We start from the raw sequence: 17,110 nt of genomic DNA on the forward strand, positions 1-17,110 counted from the left end.
GGTATGGCGCTTTAGGCTTAGCTAAGGTTTTTAATGCGGTTTCGTCTAAAATGTTTCTTTTTTTGAAGGTAATAGCCAATCGTGATGCTTAAAATGCTGCCAAGGTTCATTGGCAAGATCGACTTCAGGATCTATAAGGCGTTGGGCCGGATTACCATTAACACGGACATACGAGTTAACATAGACTTTTACCGGAATTCCTTCTTCAGAAAAATGGGCTTTTAAGTGCTGCGAAAACTGCCAAATCACATCGGGTTTAGTACTGGCACTACGTTGTTGTTTTTTTGTAAGAAATTCATCTAAGCGAATAGGGATAGACTGTCCTGTTTCTGCATTAATAACACGGTAGGTTGTTCTCCCGCCTTTAGACCGTAGCATCATTCTCCATGATAAACGATGGCCTTCTTCCGTCCATAACACATCATCTTTAAAAAAGTGATGACGTAAAGGAAGTCCTAGTTGAACAATAAAATACACAAAAAATAAAGGCAGTAATAAAACGCGAGATTTAGGAACTATTACTTCCTGAGCGTTGTAATACGGTTTGTGCTTTAGGAAGCGATCTTTTATAAGTTTAGGATCAAAAAAGAATAAGCTAAACGCTAAAGACATGTATGGAAAGATGCCGATTTGAAAAACAAATGAATTAAAAAGATGAAAGAAAATAGACCCCAAAAAGGCATATTTTCTTGTGGGTTTAAAGAGGAGGAGTGGAATGATGAGACCATCAAATAAAATTCCACCATAGGCTAAAAAATAGTGAACAGGTTTCTGTTGCAGAAGTGTGCCCACTAATGGGTAATCTGATTTGCTGTGCATTAAAATTTCCATAACCGTGCCATCTAACCAATCGGGATAAAATTTTGCAGCAGAGGCGTAAGTGTAAAGTATAAACAACTGCAGTACAAAAAGCCATTTGCACCAACTTGGCATGGAAATCCGCTGTAATTTAGGATTTAGTTTTACATCTAATGAGGCGTAGCGATTGGCAGGTAAAAACAGCATTAAAAAGCTAAGCAACATCAATAAGTAATAATGATTGTTGTACGATGATTTTTGCATGAGGTAAGTTGCCGTCCACATTAAGGCAAACATCAACATGCTAAATCGGTATTTGTAGCCTAGCATAATAAAAAGCCCAAAAAGGCCCATAAGCCCATAATACGCATACATCCAATTTCCGGGAAGTGGTTGTAGCCATTCAAACCCTATAAACGAAAAGGTAAATTCTGGTTCAATTAAAACCCGTCTTACCCAGCCTGTGAAAATTGCGCCAACTGCCTCTAAGAAGCAGAGTAATCCAAAAATTATTCTAAAGATAATAAGGCCTGAATTGTCTATATGCTTAAAGAGAAATTTATTCATTTAAACCGTTTATGTAGTCAGAAGCTTCAGTCATATCTTGCTGTAGTTGTGATTTTAAGGCGTCTAAATTTTTAAATTTCTGCTCGCTACGGAGGCGTTTTAAGAATTCAATTCTTAATTCTACATCATAGATATCTTTATTGAAGTTGAAAAAATGAACTTCAATGGAGCGGACTTTACCATCCACAGTGGGGTTGCTTCCTATATTCATCATACCAAAGACAATATTACCGTCTATTATAGATTTAACCACATAAACTCCATCATTTGGAATCAGTTTATAAGAGGCGGTTACATCAATATTAGCGGTAGGGAAATCAATAGTTCTCCCGAGTTCTTTCCCTTTAATTACGGTGCCCGTGATAAAAAAATTATAGCCTAAATAGCTGTTTGCTAAGTCCACTTCACCTTGGTTGAGCGCGGCTCTAATTTTTGTGGAACTTATGGTTACGTCTTCAATGTCTTGTGCGGTAATTTCTTCAACCTTAAAATCAAACTGACCAGCAAATATTTTAAGGTCTTTAATATTGGCACTTCTATTTTTTCCAAAGTGATGATCATAGCCAATAACAACCTGTTTGGTGTTCAATTCTTCTACCAAAATCTGTTTTACATAGGCTTCAGCCGATAGGTTGGCAAAATCTTGGGTGAATTTTTTTACGACCACCTCTTCAATACCTATGGATTTTAAAAGGGCTACCCGTTCTTCAATAGTATTGAGAAGCCGAATAGAATTATCTTTCTGAAGTACCATTCTAGGATGTGGAAAAAGGGTAAGTACCACTGGGGTATAGCCTTGTTGTTTTGCTAGTTTTACCACACGTTTTAGTATCTTTTGATGCCCGATATGAACGCCATCAAAGGTGCCTATGGTTGTAACTTTTGGCGAATGATTCGTCAAGTTTTGAAATTTATAAAGGGTTGATGTTCCTGATATTTTTACTAACGAAAAAAGCTTAAATTAGTCAACTACTAATTTTTATTCCTTTCGTTTATGAAAACAAAACTACATTTTGTTTTGTCATTATCCATTTTTTTAACGGTATTTTCAGTGTCTGCACAACAGTCTTATTGGCAGAAAACCAAAAATAAAACTGTGAATAGCGCGAACACTTCAAGCGTATCATTTCAAAAGCCATCACAAACCTTTTCTTTAAACATAGAAGATTTTAAAACGGAACTTCAGAGAACACCTTTAAGAGCTAGTGGTAATACTAGTAGTACAACAATTTACCTTCCTAATTATAATGGGGAATTAGAACCTTTTGAGGTGGTAGAAACAAGGGTGCTATCCGTAGCGTTGTCAGAGCGTTATCCGCAGATTAAAACTTATTTAGGTTTTGGTACCCAAACACGTGGCGCCAGAGCCCGATTTAGCGTTTCACCGCAAGGATTGCAAGCTATGGTGAGCTATGCAGAAGGACCAATGACGTTTGTAGTGCCCTTGCAACGCGGAGATGCGTCTAATTACACGGTTTATACACGCGAAGAAAAAATAGATCAGATTAAGGATTTTGAATGTCTTACGGAAGATATACCATTACGGACTATTGAAGTAGAAACAAGTTCTAGAGATGCTAATGATCAAGTTTTAAGGCGATTTAGAATTGCGATATCTACCACGGCAGAGTACACCAACTTTTGGGATGATGGTATTGCAAGCAACGGAAATGCTCAAGAAGATGCCTTAGCACAAGTGGTGTCTACCTTAAATAGAGTCAATGAAGTTTTTGAAGTGGATATGGCTGTTACCTTTTCGCTTGTAACGGGGACGGAACTTATCTATGAGGATGCGAATGAAGATCCGTATACCGGAAATTATAATTCGCAATTACAAACAACCTTAAGTGCTACTATAGGTGAAGCGAATTACGATATTGGGCATTTATTTGCGTACGGATCTAATAACGGGAATGCAGGGTGTATAGGCTGCGTTTGTGTTAATAATTCTAAAGGAAGTGGTTTCTCGTCGCATCAATTTACAGGTAATGATGGCGGACCTTATCAAACAGATTTTTTTGATATTGATTATGTGCCTCATGAAATTGGACACCAAATGGGCGCCAATCATACCTATTCTAATTCCTCGGAAGGAACGGGTGTTAATGCAGAGCCGGGGAGTGGAACCACTATTATGGGTTATGCAGGGATTACAGGAAATAATGATGTTCAAGATCACTCCGATCCTTATTTTCATTACTACAGTATTTTACAAATATTAGATAATTTAGAAACAAGAACCTGTTGGGTAGGCACTGTGATTGCCAATCAGGCGCCTGTGGCCAATGCGGGCTTAGATTATTCTATTCCTAAAGGAACTGCCTTTGTATTAAAAGGAGCTGCTACAGATGCCGATGCTAATGATGTGCTTAGCTATACTTGGGAGCAAATTGATGACGGGGTAAGTACGTTTTCAAATTTTGGTCCAGATAAAACGTCAGGTGCTGTTTGGAGGTCTAGGCCGCCAAGTTGGTCGTCAGAGCGTTATATGCCTGTAAAAGAACGTGTCATTGCTGGTGAACTTACCGAAACCAATCCTTCGATTACCGCAAATAATGTATCATGGGAAACGGTTTCTAATGTTGGGCGAAGTTTAAACTTTGCTTTAACCGTAAGAGATCGAAGCGAAGGACAAGGCATTGGACTTACGCCTCAAAGCGATTTTGATACCATCACGGTTAATGTAGACGCTAGTGCAGGACCGTTTATGGTGACCTCGCAGTTGGTAGATGAGATCTGGGATGTAGGCTCTAGTCAAGTTGTTACTTGGGATGTGGCGGGTACAGATGTTGGTAATGTCAATGCAACAGAGGTCAATATCTTATTATCTACAGATGGCGGTTATACCTTTCCTTATGTTTTAGCGGCTAATGTTCCTAATGATGGCGAGCAGCTTATTACGGTGCCTTCCATTGGAGGAGAAACGTCCATAGCACGAATAAAAGTGGAAGCTAGTGCAAATATTTTTTATGCCATTAACCCTGTTAATCTAACGCTTCAAGAATCGGAATTTGTCTTAAATATGGAAGAAGAGACGGTTACGGTTTGTGCTCCAGAAGCTGTGGTTTTTAATTTTACCTATCATACTTTTTTAGACTTTTCAGAAATCACAACCTTTAGTGCTACAGGCCTACCTTCAGGTGCGTCGGTTGTATTTTCTCCGAGCCAAGCGGTTACAGATGGGACTAATGTTACGGCAACTGTAACGGGTATTTCTAATATTTCAATAGGAGATTATCCAATTACTTTAGTAGGGATGTCGGGGAATATTACGCATAGTGCTGAAGGGACTTTTAGTGTTTATAATTCTACCTTTTTAGATCTTAACTTGCTAACACCTTCAAACGGTGCTGTGGATGTCCCTGCGGAAATGGTTAACTTTTCTTGGGATGAAGATCCTAATGCCACCTCTTATACTATTGAAGTGGCTACAGATGCTAGTTTTACAACATTTGTTGAAGTTTCAAACGTAACGGAACCTTCATACGTCACCAACAACTTAAATGGTTTAACACCTTACTTCTGGAGAGTACGAAGTGTGAATGCTTGTGGTATAGGGAATTATTCTGAATCTAATTTTACCACAGCCAACATAGCATGTCAAAGTTATATAACGGAAGATGCTCCAAGGGATATTCCGGACGTGTCTCCCGAAGGTATTAATGCGGTGATCTCTATTACTGAACCTGTGATTATTACAGATGTTAATGTTACTGTAAATGTAGCGCACAACTGGATTGAAGATGTGGTTTTAAAACTTATTGCTCCAGATGGTACTGAAGTGCTACTTTCTCAAAATAATGGCGATAATGGTGATAATTATGAAACAACCGTTTTTGATAGTGATGCTGAGACTGCGATTACAGCGGGTTCAGCGCCCTTTACAGGAACCTTTCAACCGGAAGGCGATTTATCGGTTTTTAATGGAAGCCTTTCTAGTGGAGATTGGACTTTGAACGTGTCTGATGTTTATTTGTATTTAGAAGGAAGTTTAAATAGTTGGTCGCTTGATATATGTGGCGTTCCTCAAGAAGATGATGATAATGATGGCGTTCCTAATGATTTAGATAACTGTCCTATGATGGCCAATTCAGACCAAGCGGATGTAGATGGTGATGGTGTTGGTGATTTGTGTGATGATGATATTGATGGTGATGGAATTTTAAATGCTGATGATAATTGTCCTTTAGTGGCTAATACAAACCAATCTGATATAAATGGCAATGGTATAGGTGATGTGTGCGATTATGTCTGTAATACAACAACGGCATTAGATACGCCTATTTCTATTTCTGCTGAAGGTAATGTGGTTTATACGTCATCTATAACTGTGGTTGAAGAAGGTACAGTAACAGATCTTGATGTATTAATAACAATTGCACATTCGTGGACAGCTGATTTAGATATTTCCTTAACAAGTCCTAATGGTACTGTTATAGAATTGTCTACTGATAATGGTGGTAATGGTGATAATTATACCTCTACAGTATTTGATACTGAAGCTTCAATGCCTATCGGGGAAGCCTCGGCTCCATTTACGGGAAGTTATTTACCAGAAGGAGATTTGTCACTGCTCTATGGGGAATCTGTCACTGGAGATTGGGTTTTAACGGTGGTAGATGATACAGCACAAGATGGAGGTACTCTTGAGGCTTTTGCCTTAGATATTTGTATGTTACCTACCTTATCGGTTGCTGATGTGGATTATAATGCCAGTATAAGGGTTTATCCTAACCCTAATAATGGTTGGTTTAATGTCTTTATGTCTAACCCAAAATCTAGCCAAATAGAGGTCATTGTTTACGATATTAATGGAAGGCGTATTTTTGAAAAACAATATAATGCTACTCAAGATTTTCGAGAGACCATAGATCTCAATCAAGTGGAGTCTGGTGTTTATTTAGTAAACATAAAAGATGGACTTCAGCAAAACCTTAAGAAGATTGTAGTGGACTAAGCGCAGGTTATAGAAATGTAAAAAGGAGTCTAAATTTATATTAGACTCCTTTTTTTTTATTTTCCATTAAATTGGTTCATTGTATTATTCACTCCAGCTAAAGCAAAAGATTTTACCAATTCTGCCGAAATTTTTAAGCGTTCTTTCAGTTGTGTGTTTTCTTCATCGGTCCATTCACCAAGAACGTAGTCTATTTGTTTGCCTTTGCTAAACTCATCACTGATACCAAATCGAAAGCGGTTATATTTTACGGTTTGTAATTTATCTTGCGTGTCTTTTAGTCCATTATGGCCTCCGTCGCTACCTTTGGTTTTTAATCTAAGCGATCCAAAAGGAAGGTTTAGATCGTCAGTAACCACAAGTAGATTTTCTAAAGGTATTTTTTCTTTTTCTAACCAGTATTTTATGGCTTTTCCGCTGAGGTTCATAAACGTACTCGGCTTTAAAAGAATCAACGTTCTGCCTTTAACTTTTAGCGTCGCAACATCACCAAGTTTTACAGTTTCAAAAGTAATGTCATTAGTTTCAGCTAAATAATCGAGGATTTTAAAACCAATATTATGTCTGGTATTGGTGTATTTGTCACCAATGTTTCCTAAGCCAACGATTAAGAATTTTTTCATTTTATCTTCTTCTGAGAGTTCTGTTTTGTCACTAAAACCAAACCATTTTTTAAAAAACTTAAACATGATGTATTTCTAGTTTGTACAAAAGTAAAAAGAAGTTGACTAAAAACTAACTTTATAGCTATGGTCTTTGGTTTGTGGGTTTTGTTTTTAAAGCTATTTCAAAGATTACAAATAGAATTATAACTTATAACTCACTTTAAACATCACAATTCTTGGTAAAATAAATGTTCTACTATCACTAATCACAAAAGCATTAAAGGAATTTTGTTGTTTAAATTTTACATCAAATAAGTTGGTAGCATTTACCTCAAATCCCCAGGGACTATCTTCTACTTGGTAGAATAACGACGCATTTGCGGTATCAAAAGTGGTTTTAATATCTAGACTTTTATTAGTGTAATTATCAAAGGTATAATCGGCTTTAAAGATGAAATCCTTTAAAAAATCGTATTCCAAAATTACTTCTAATTGGTCATTTTCAAAATTAGAGACGTTATTTAAGGCTTTGTAAGTATTAAAGTCTTTAGTATAATTAATTTCTAAGTTGGGATGGTTTTTAAAAGATGTTTCCACACCAATGGTGGAAGCGATAGATTTTGAGATATTAAGATTGGTTTCATTATTCAAAATTTGGTAAAAATCATTATAACTAAAACGACTACTCAGATTATAACGGATTTTATTAATTTTTTTTGAAACGCGCCCACTAAGCATCCAATTATGTTCTGGTTGGTCAAACATTATGGCTGTATTAAAAGATTCAATACCATTAAGTTCCGAAACTGTTTTTATACTTTCTATACGTTTATTAAAACTGGTATTGAAGTTAAGGTTTAAATTTTTAAACAAACTAAATTTATAATAGCTCAAGGTTGCAGAATGGTACAATTGGTTTTCTAACTGATTGTTGCCTTTATAAACACTATTAAAGTTAGACAGCACAAAATTATTAGCCAATTGATTAATACCAGGAAAACGAGCATTCAGTTTGTATTTAAAATTGAGTTTCTCGCTATTATTAAATTCTACTTTGCTTGTAAATTGTGGTAAAAATAAGTTTTTAGAAAACGTATCTGTAACTTCAAATTGTTGCGTGCTCCATAAATATCCATGATAAAATATACCAGGCTTAAAAGTAGCGATACCTATTTGAAATTTATATTCCAGCCCTAAATAGGTGTTTATAAAACTATAATCAAAATCATTACCAAAACCTGCAGAATTAAAATTGTTAATGCTTCCGTCGCTATGCAATTGTACATCTTTATTATAAAAATTATTGAAAGAGGTATTGATTCCTAAGCTTGTATATAGATGATTAAAGTTATTGATTACCCAATAATCTTTAATAATCGCATTAAAATTATGAGATCTCGATTTTTTGGTCTGTAGAATATTATAAACAGCATCATCTTCTAAAGGAATTAAACCTTGTAAAATCTGTTGGTTGGTTAGCCATTCGGTTATGGGTTTGTCATTCTGAAAATTATAAGTTGTTTCTAAAGTCGCTGTATGTGCTTTAGACAGTTTGCGACTGTAAGTAATGTTTTGTTTTAGATTAAGTGCCGTAACATCTGTTAAAGTCGTAATGCTATTGTTTTGGTCTGGGTTAATTGTATTTACAAAACCATGACTATCATTATTGGTGACTTTTACAAAAGCATTATAAGCAAAATCTTCATTATAACTGGGGTCGTAATCTATGGTAACTTTTCCAATAGTAAAAAAGTTACCATAGATTATTAGTAACCGTTCTGTTTTCTGTAAAAGGGTCTGTTATATCTTGGTAAGCATTCAACGTATTGCTGGCCGTTTGGGTTTTAGAATTAGAGGTTATAAGGTAACCGCTAATATCCGTAACATTTGAAATCGATTGTCTAATATTTAAGGCACCAAATTGGTTAACATTATCCGTGAAATCTTGGTTATTGAGGTATTTTGCAAAATCGCTATTAAACAAACTAAAATAACTGCCAGCATCCTCTAATAATTTACCAAAACCACCTTCAAACTCCAAATAATCACTAAAACTAAAACTTTTTATGCCTTGGTTGTTAAGGTCTCCAATAAAATTAACATTGGTTTTTGGGCTATAATAAAAAAGATTAGGATGCACAAGGTAACGTTCCTTAATACCAGCACCAGCTTCTATATCTCCAAATACAAACTTCTTTTTATCTTCTTTTAGTAAGATATTTAGGGCCATATCCTCAGAGTCTTGCAAACCTTTAAGCATAGCAACTTCATTGTAATTGTCTAATACTTCTACTTTTTCCACAGCATCTGCTGAGATGTTATTTACGGCTAATTTACTATTGCCTGTAAAGAAAGTTTTGTTTTCTACTAAGACCTTAGTTACTTTTTTACCTTGCACAGTAACGTTACCTTCTCTATCTACCTCTACTCCAGGTAGTTTTTTTAAGGCATCTCGTAGTTTGCGTTCCTCACCAGTTACAAATTTGGTAACATTGTAAGTAATAGTATCTTTTTTTACCGTAATTGATGGTGTGTACTTTATGTTAACCTCGTCTAATTGGTCTGGGTTTTCTTTTAGTATAAAATCTTTGGTAATATCTAATTCTGTTGTAGTTAGTTTAATTGTTTGAGGCTTATAGCCTAAATAACTTACTGTAATCTCGTAGGTTTGGTTTTTTACCAGACCTAGTTTATAGCTGCCATTGTTTTCTGAAATAGCAAATTTAATCTCTTGGTCATCTGCTTGTGGTATTGCTAAGATGTTGGTATATGGTAATGGGTTGTGTAATGAGTCTGTGACCTTACCTGAAACTAAGATTTGTTGTGCATTACAGATTGAAAAAAATCCCGCTAAAAATAGCAGGATTTTAAAATTGAAAAATTTTTCTAGTGAACTAATTTCTATTGATATTAAAATTTTGTTGAGCTTTTTCACCATATTCTTCTAATTCCTCTTTTGTGATTAATTTCCCATTTGGTTTTTTAATGGTTTTCATTTTACTTTCTTTGAATTTGATAGTGTCAACACTATAAGTTATTTTATCATCCTTTAGTTCAATAATTAAACCTGGTAATCCGCTAAAACCTTTTGGTCCAAAATTGTACTGTAAACTCGGATCATACCAAGCAATCACTTCAACAGTATGCTCTCGAAGATTATTTTTAACTTTATAGCTTGTAGTAGCTTTGAAGCATTTTAAATCACCAATAATTTTAGTTTCTTTTGATAGTTTCCAAATTAAACTATCTACAGGTGTTTTAATTTTGAATTTAATACCGTATGCACTAAAAAAATGCGTATAGTTGCCACTTAATTGATTTGAATAATAACTATCACCATAACCAATCATGATTTTAGCCATATCATAATCCATTATATTAATATCTGAAGGCATTGTATTCTCAAACCAAAAATAAGATTCACTTTTTGAGGCTATTAGATGAGCTTTCATCGAATTCAATAATTTTAAAGATCTATTAAAACCTTCAATAATTTCTTTTGATTTTTCTTTCGCTATTCCTTCGAAATCTTTCTCTTCGTTAAAAAGAGAATTTGTTTCGATATTATAATCCACAATAATGTGCTGGGCGTAAGTGTTCTTACAGCAAAATAGTAATGCAATTATAAGACAAGTTATTATTTTTTTCATTTAATTAATTGTAATTCCAGTATCCTCCAGCCCTTAGGTCCACGTTGTCAATACAGTATTGATATGCATTGCCTGCCATTTCATGTGCTTGTGCATTTGAGAACCCGACGAATCGCGCAAGTAAAAGGCGAGAATCATATTCGTTTGAACATTCATCATGGTTAAAGGTTGGGTCATCAATTGAAGTTACAGTTGATGGCGACATACTAATTAAACTACTCGCAAACATTACCACAGCCATAAGGCTAAATATTTTTTTCTTCATAATTAATAAGATTTTAAACCCCTCATATTTTTTAAGATAGGTTGGTTAATAAATAATAACGAGAATAAACTAACGAGGTATTTACTAACGAGTAACGAATTACGAGAAAAAATAAAACAAATAACAGCTAGTTTTTAATTTCTGAAAGCTTGCGTTTTATAATTTTATTTAGCTCTTCTTGAGTCACTACTTTATCAATCTTTGGTTTTTCAATGACTTTACTTTCTTTTTCTAAAAGAATATTATTTGCGAAAAATATATATTGCCCAGAATGGAACTCCAATACTAAACCAGGTAAACCAACGGCTTCAAACGGTCCTAAGTTAAATGCCAATGTAGGGCAGAACCAAGCGATTATTTCCGTATACCTAGTTTCTCCTTTTTTATCGAGAAAAGGACGATTGAATACAGCTTTGTAACATAAATAGTCATCTATTAATTTAGAATCTTTAGTTACCGACCACTTAGTATCGTCAAAATTTTTCTTAATTGAAAAACTTTCGTTTAAAATCTCTTTATTTTCGTAATAGACTTTGTTTATTAAGTCAGTATAGTAAACGTTATTACCTCTAAGTAAACTAATAGCCATCTTTGTCATATAATCTTCGCCATCTATTGGAAGATCATCCTCCAAACTAAATAACCCATAAGATTTGTTAAAAACAAGTTTAAATTTTAAAGCATTTGTTTTTTTGTCAACATTATTCGCAAATTCCTTGTATCCAATATTCTTAGATTGATTCTCAGAACTGTCAATACTTTTTTTCTGTACAGAATAACTTATAATGCCCGAATTGATTTGTGAGTTACAAACAAAACTGACTGATAATATTAAATATAAAAATAAAACTCTCATCTATCCATCTAATACGCCAGCAGCACCTAATTTATTTAAACATATTGAATATGCTCCAAAATATCCTTCATAATAATTCAAACCATTTGCAACAAATAAGGTCCCATGAAATTCGGCATATAATTCACATGTAGATTTATATGCTACTGTACTTTTAGTTTGGTTGGCATTCAAATTCAAAGAACTACCTACAAACATTACCACAGCCATACCACCTAATTAAAAACGCTTTAAATGTTAACTGCGGAAAAACCGTAATTGAAACTGTAAAATAATTAAAACTTTAACGGTTTTGAGTTTGGGTTTTAGTACTAAGTTTTTGTATATGAATGTGTTGCTGTGATATGAAGAATGAAATTAATCGTTAAATATTAGAGATTTAAGATAACCATTAACCGCATAATCTACAACTCTTGAAATCATCACATCACTACTATTAAGGGTGTGAGTCAAACCATCTTCCAAAGGATCACAGCCTCTAGAATAGTTATAATCATTTTGGTAGTTGTTTTCAAATAGGTTCAAGTTGGAAAATATTTTTGAATTAAATATCTCAGAGTTAAATTCAAAATCAGTGTCAGCTTCCAACATAGAAAACTTAGAATCGTTTTGTTGAAATTCGAAAGCCAAAGGTGTTGCAATTGTTGTAAATTCAAAAGCAGTCAATTCCTTATTTAATAATGCAGTGGCACTAAAGTCAACTGTTTTAAAGTCTAATGTCTGTGCAAAACAAAATGTACCTAGTACAAATACAAAAACGAATGTAATACGTTGTTTCATTTTAAATGATTTTTTCTGATACTTTAAAAATACCAAAAATTTATGGATATTTGTTATTCTATGAAACCATTCTGGGCCAACATAAAATTGCATCTTCATTTCCTTATCAAAAGGAATCCAGAATAAACACGCACAATTCTTGTGAAGGCAGGAATCTCTTCAAATTTTATTACCTTTAAAATTATTAGTTAAGTGTCACCTTGAGCGCAGTCGAAAGGTCTTTGTAATATTTAAAACTATTCAAAAACATGCCATTCTATCATAAATTAGGGAAAATTCCACCAAAACGCCATACGCAGTTCAAAAAACCAAATGGCGATTTTTATTACGAGCAATTGTTTGGTACTATTGGTTTTGACGGGATGTCTACTAATAGTTACCATGAGCAACGCCCAACACAAGTCAAAGAAATAAAAAAACAATACAGCGTTGCGCCTAAGATTGCTAAAGAAAACAACATGCAATCCTATCGTTTTAGAGGCTTTCAAGTACCACCAGAAAACGATTATTTAGAGAGTCGTAAAATAGTCCTCACCAATAGCGATTGTAATATCATCTTAGCAGCTCCAAAACAGTCTACAGAAGATTATTTCTATAAAAATACGGATGCAGACGAATTAATTTTCATCCATAAAGGCACAGGGAAATTAAGAACGCATCTCGGAAATTTAGATTTTAAATACGGTGATTATCTTTTAGTGCCAAGAGGTGTAATTTATAAACTCGATTTTGATACCGAAGACAATCGCTTATTCATTGTAGAATCTAGACGACCAATTTACACGCCAAAACGTTACCGTAATTATTTTGGACAATTATTAGAACATTCGCCATTCTGTGAGCGCGATTTACGTCAGCCATACGAATTGGAAACCTATAATGAGTCTGGTGAGTTTTTAATTAAAATAAAAAAGAACGATGACATTTTTGATATGGTCTATGCATCGCATCCTTTTGATGTAGTTGGTTACGATGGCTATAATTATCCATATGCCTTTTCTATTCACGATTTTGAGCCGATTACAGGTCGCGTGCATCAACCGCCTCCAGTTCATCAAACCTTTGAAACCGATGCATTTGTAGTGTGTAGTTTTGTGCCGCGTTTATACGATTACCATCCCATCGCTGTTCCTGCGCCATACAACCACAGTAATATAGATAGTGATGAGGTCTTGTATTATGTTGATGGTGATTTTATGAGTCGAAATGATATTGCAGCTGGCCATATATCCTTACATCCAGCTGGTATTCCGCATGGACCGCATCCTGGAACCATGGAAAAAAGTATAGGGAAGACAAAAACCGAAGAATTAGCGGTTATGGTAGATACCTTTAAGCCTTTAAAAGTAACGGAAGAGGCTTTAAAAATTGCAGATGAAGATTACTTTAAATCCTGGTTAGAACATTAAATAATAAGAAAGTAGTAATACATGAATCAAAATAAATTACCTGCAGATCCACTGTCTCTGGTATTAGGGATCTTAGCTTTAGTTATGGGAATTGCAGGCTGCTGCTGTTATGGTGTTACCGCCATTATTCCACTAATCATGTCTATAATTGGGTTGGTGGTTGCCAATAAAAGTTTACGGGCGTTTGGCGAAAATCCTGAGATTTATGATCCACAATCAAGAAATAACGTTAACACGGCAAAAATTATAAATATAATTGCGCTTGGCCTTAATGGGGTTGTCGTTCTCGTGGGAATTATTGCGCTTGTATTTTACGGAACCGTAATTTCATCGGCTATTTTAGAGGGTTTGGAACATGGTGATTTTGAATATGAAGAGCATTATTATGAGTCTGAATATGAAACCACCATAGCGCCAGAGGATACTGGGTCTTGGGATGACGAGGTCTATGATATTGAAGATGATATTAAGGCTACATCTTTAGATAGTGTGCAGTAGCACTAAAGGAGATAGACAAGGCCTAAATTATACAATATTGGTTGGCAATTTGTCTTTTTAAGGCTGAGGTACAACAAAGAATTAAACTAAATAACACAACAATAATCAACAAAAAAAAATCGAGAAATCAGTTATAAGTGAAGCGGCCGCAATGAGTAATGAAACGCAGGCTTTAGGTCCTTTTAGAGTATTTCTAATTTCCCGATTCTAAATGAAACAACATGGCAAAAGAAATAGAAAACGTAAATTACAGTTTAGAGAAAATTTTTGAAGGCGCACAAGACTTCCTTCCGCTCTTAGGTACGGATTATGTGGAGTTCTATGTGGGTAATGCAAAGCAAGCCGCACACTTTTATAAAACCGCATTCGGCTTTCAATCTTACGCTTATAAAGGTTTAGAGACTGGCTCTAAAGATTCGGTGAGTTATGTCTTAAAACAAGATAAAATTCGCTTAGTACTGACTACGCCATTAAATAGTAAATCTGAAATTAACAAGCATATTGTAAAACATGGCGATGGCGTAAAAGTTGTAGCGCTATGGGTAGAGGATGCGCGTAAATCTTACGAGGAAACCACAAAGCGTGGTGCCAAATCTTTTATGGAGCCAACGGTTGAAAAAGATGAATTTGGTGAAGTCGTTAGAGCTGGAATTTACACCTACGGTGAAACCGTGCATATGTTTGTAGAACGTAAAAACTACAGTGGCACATTTATGCCAGGCTTTTTGGAGTGGAAAAGTGATTACAATCCGGAGCCAACCGGTTTAAAATACATAGACCATATGGTTGGTAATGTAGGTTGGGGCGAAATGAACACGTGGGTAAAATGGTACGAAGATGTGATGGGCTTTGTTAACTTTTTATCTTTTGATGACAAACAAATCCATACGGAGTATTCCGCTTTAATGAGTAAAGTGATGAGTAACGGAAATGGGCGCATTAAATTTCCTATTAACGAGCCTGCAGAAGCGGCTAAACGGTCACAGATTGAAGAGTATTTAGATTTTTATGAAGGAGCGGGCGTACAGCATATTGCTGTTGCCACCGATGATATTATTACAACCGTATCACAATTAAAATCGAGAGGTGTTGAGTTTTTATCTACACCTCCTGAAGCTTACTACCGCGCTGTTCCGGGGCGATTAGAAGAGCATAGCCACGAACTTAGAGAAGATATCGAAAAACTTAAAAGTTTAGGGATTATGATTGATGCCGATGAAGAAGGCTATTTACTTCAAATCTTTACTAAACCAGTAGAAGACCGACCAACCTTGTTTTTTGAAATTATTCAGCGCATGGGAGCTCGTGGTTTTGGTGCTGGTAACTTTAAAGCCTTATTTGAGTCTATTGAGAGGGAACAAGAGAAGCGAGGGACGTTGTAAAACGAAGACAACATTAATAATGTGCATCGAAGGATTATAAATTCGGGATCTAAGAAACTATCCTGTTTTTGTTCGGCCTAGAACTGTAGAGTTCAAATTAGTTTGCGGCTGAATATTTTAAATTATAAGCGCGTTTAGCTCATGACTGCTAAACGCGCTTTTTTCTAATTAATACCCCACACTTCGGTCTACTGAGCCTATATGTCTAACAGTGTTATTCATTTTTATCATGCCATTTGATCTTAAGAGGATATCCAATGAGTCCGCTTCCGTATTGGTTTCAGAAAAGAGGAATCCCTTTCTGTACGCTGAGGGAGAATCACTTTAAAACTTTTGGCTTTAAAATGCGTACGATTAACTTTTGCTTTAAATTGTATTTCACGGATTAAGTACCTTTGGAATAGAATTTGTATTTGTGATTCTTGTAACGTATTAAATGCATCACATTAATTATATTTACAATCTATAGGAAGTTGTTTTCGTAAATAAAAACGAGACAGGCGGATAGATAATGTTTGTAGAACGCCTATGTGACTGTTAATAGTAATAGAGAGAACACATGAAACATGTATTGATCATCATATTTTTTTTAGTCGGATTTCAGGCCTCTAATGCCGAAAAACCTTCAGCGTTTCAAGATGGTGAGTGGTTTAAATTCGAAATGAATTACAGTGGGTTTTTAAAAGCCGGAAACGCAACCTTATCGGTTAAAGAAACGAGTTTAAGAGGGAAGCCTGTGTACCACGTTGTGGGTAAAGGATGGACTACCGGAGCCATTAAGTGGTTTTTTAAAGTAAAAGACCGCTACGAAACTTATTTTGATAAAGTGACCGGAGCACCCTATAAATTTATTCGGAAAATAGACGAAGGTGGGCACACTAAAGACATAGAGATTAACTTTGATCACGAGTCTAGAAAAGCACAAGTAAAAAATCATAAGAGAAACGAGATTAGTACCATTACTACGGAAGAGAATGTTCAGGATATGGTTTCTATGTACTACTACCTAAGGAATAAAATTGATATTTCCACTTTAAAAGAAGGTGATGAAATAAAAACCAATATGTTTTTTGATGAAGAAAACTATGGCTTTAAATTAAAATATTTAGGAAGAGAAATTATTAAGACCGAATTTGGTAAGGTGAAAACCATAAAATTTAGGCCTTATGTTATGGCAGGACGTGTGTTTAAAGAAGAAGAGAGTTTAACTTTATGGGTGAGTGCCGATAAAAATAAAATTCCATTAAAAATAAAAGCCGATTTAGCCGTAGGTTCATTACGAGCAGATCTTATAGGATTTAAAGGATTAAAATATCCGTTTGAAATCATTTACAAAGAATAAT

15 protein-coding genes are annotated in these 17,110 nt (G+C 34.9%); 5 read left to right on the forward strand and 10 right to left on the reverse strand.

Translation table 11 applies throughout. The annotated features are described in order from the left end of the window. Positions 1-45: 45 nt before the first annotated feature. Positions 46-1,365, reverse strand: a complete 1,320-nt coding sequence (locus tag DFQ08_RS02950) for an HTTM domain-containing protein (RefSeq protein WP_114308295.1) — start codon at positions 1,363-1,365, stop codon at positions 46-48. Then, entirely contained in the window at positions 1,358-2,266 is a 909-nt protein-coding gene (locus DFQ08_RS02955) for a bifunctional riboflavin kinase/FAD synthetase (protein WP_114308296.1), read from the reverse strand. Before DFQ08_RS02955 ends, DFQ08_RS02950 begins: the two co-directional genes overlap by 8 nt. Positions 2,267-2,359: 93 nt before the next feature. Here DFQ08_RS02955 and DFQ08_RS02960 point away from each other — a divergent pair, with 93 nt between their 5' ends. Next, positions 2,360-6,322 carry a reprolysin-like metallopeptidase gene (locus DFQ08_RS02960; RefSeq protein WP_114308297.1) on the forward strand — a complete coding sequence of 1,321 codons (3,963 nt, stop codon included), beginning with the start codon at positions 2,360-2,362 and terminating at the stop codon, positions 6,320-6,322. 56 nt (positions 6,323-6,378) lie between these two features. Here DFQ08_RS02960 and pth read toward each other — a convergent pair whose 3' ends face one another. The 8 genes from pth to DFQ08_RS02995 all read right to left on the reverse strand — a co-directional run bounded on the left by pth (position 6,379) and on the right by DFQ08_RS02995 (position 12,478). Then, on the reverse strand, positions 6,379-7,011 hold the full coding sequence (pth, locus tag DFQ08_RS02965; RefSeq protein ID WP_114308298.1) for an aminoacyl-tRNA hydrolase: 633 nt from the start codon (positions 7,009-7,011) through the stop codon (positions 6,379-6,381). Positions 7,012-7,128: 117 nt separating this feature from the next. Continuing rightward, positions 7,129-8,205: a hypothetical protein gene (locus DFQ08_RS16295; RefSeq protein WP_245935356.1), complete on the reverse strand. Its 1,077-nt coding sequence runs from the start codon at positions 8,203-8,205 to the stop codon at positions 7,129-7,131. A 475-nt stretch (positions 8,206-8,680) separates the two neighbouring features. Next, a complete protein-coding gene (locus DFQ08_RS16300; RefSeq protein ID WP_245935357.1) occupies positions 8,681-9,865 on the reverse strand; it encodes a carboxypeptidase-like regulatory domain-containing protein in 1,185 nt (394 codons plus the stop codon). After that, positions 9,822-10,577, reverse strand: coding sequence for a GLPGLI family protein (locus DFQ08_RS02975; protein WP_114308299.1), 756 nt, complete (start codon positions 10,575-10,577; stop codon positions 9,822-9,824). Before DFQ08_RS02975 ends, DFQ08_RS16300 begins: the two co-directional genes overlap by 44 nt. 4 nt (positions 10,578-10,581) lie before the next feature. Beyond that, the gene (locus DFQ08_RS02980) at positions 10,582-10,842 is read right to left on the reverse strand and encodes a hypothetical protein (protein WP_114308300.1); all 261 of its coding nucleotides are present in this window, start codon (positions 10,840-10,842) and stop codon (positions 10,582-10,584) included. Between the two features lie 127 nt (positions 10,843-10,969). Then, complete coding sequence (locus DFQ08_RS02985; RefSeq protein WP_114308301.1) at positions 10,970-11,698, reverse strand: GLPGLI family protein; 729 nt, start codon at positions 11,696-11,698, stop codon at positions 10,970-10,972. After that, the gene (locus DFQ08_RS02990; RefSeq protein ID WP_114308302.1) at positions 11,699-11,908 is read right to left on the reverse strand and encodes a hypothetical protein; all 210 of its coding nucleotides are present in this window, start codon (positions 11,906-11,908) and stop codon (positions 11,699-11,701) included. A 147-nt stretch (positions 11,909-12,055) separates the two neighbouring features. Continuing rightward, positions 12,056-12,478 carry a hypothetical protein gene (locus DFQ08_RS02995; RefSeq protein WP_147269432.1) on the reverse strand — a complete coding sequence of 141 codons (423 nt, stop codon included), beginning with the start codon at positions 12,476-12,478 and terminating at the stop codon, positions 12,056-12,058. A 248-nt stretch (positions 12,479-12,726) separates the two neighbouring features. On the opposite strand from DFQ08_RS02995, the gene DFQ08_RS03000 reads away from it, so the two are divergent. The 4 genes from DFQ08_RS03000 to DFQ08_RS03015 all read left to right on the forward strand — a co-directional run bounded on the left by DFQ08_RS03000 (position 12,727) and on the right by DFQ08_RS03015 (position 17,109). Further along, complete coding sequence (locus DFQ08_RS03000; protein WP_114308304.1) at positions 12,727-13,887, forward strand: homogentisate 1,2-dioxygenase; 1,161 nt, start codon at positions 12,727-12,729, stop codon at positions 13,885-13,887. A gap of 21 nt (positions 13,888-13,908) precedes the next feature. Further along, the gene (locus DFQ08_RS03005; RefSeq protein WP_114308305.1) at positions 13,909-14,385 is read left to right on the forward strand and encodes a CCC motif membrane protein; all 477 of its coding nucleotides are present in this window, start codon (positions 13,909-13,911) and stop codon (positions 14,383-14,385) included. Positions 14,386-14,606: 221 nt separating this feature from the next. Continuing rightward, positions 14,607-15,767, forward strand: a complete 1,161-nt coding sequence (hppD, locus tag DFQ08_RS03010) for a 4-hydroxyphenylpyruvate dioxygenase (protein WP_114308306.1) — start codon at positions 14,607-14,609, stop codon at positions 15,765-15,767. Between the two features lie 559 nt (positions 15,768-16,326). Beyond that, positions 16,327-17,109 (forward strand): DUF3108 domain-containing protein, encoded by a 783-nt coding sequence (locus DFQ08_RS03015; RefSeq protein WP_114308307.1) that lies wholly within the window; start codon positions 16,327-16,329, stop codon positions 17,107-17,109. Position 17,110: the final 1 nt, after the last annotated feature.

Source organism: Winogradskyella arenosi, assembly GCF_003337305.1.
GTDB lineage: Bacteria > Bacteroidota > Bacteroidia > Flavobacteriales > Flavobacteriaceae > Winogradskyella > Winogradskyella arenosi.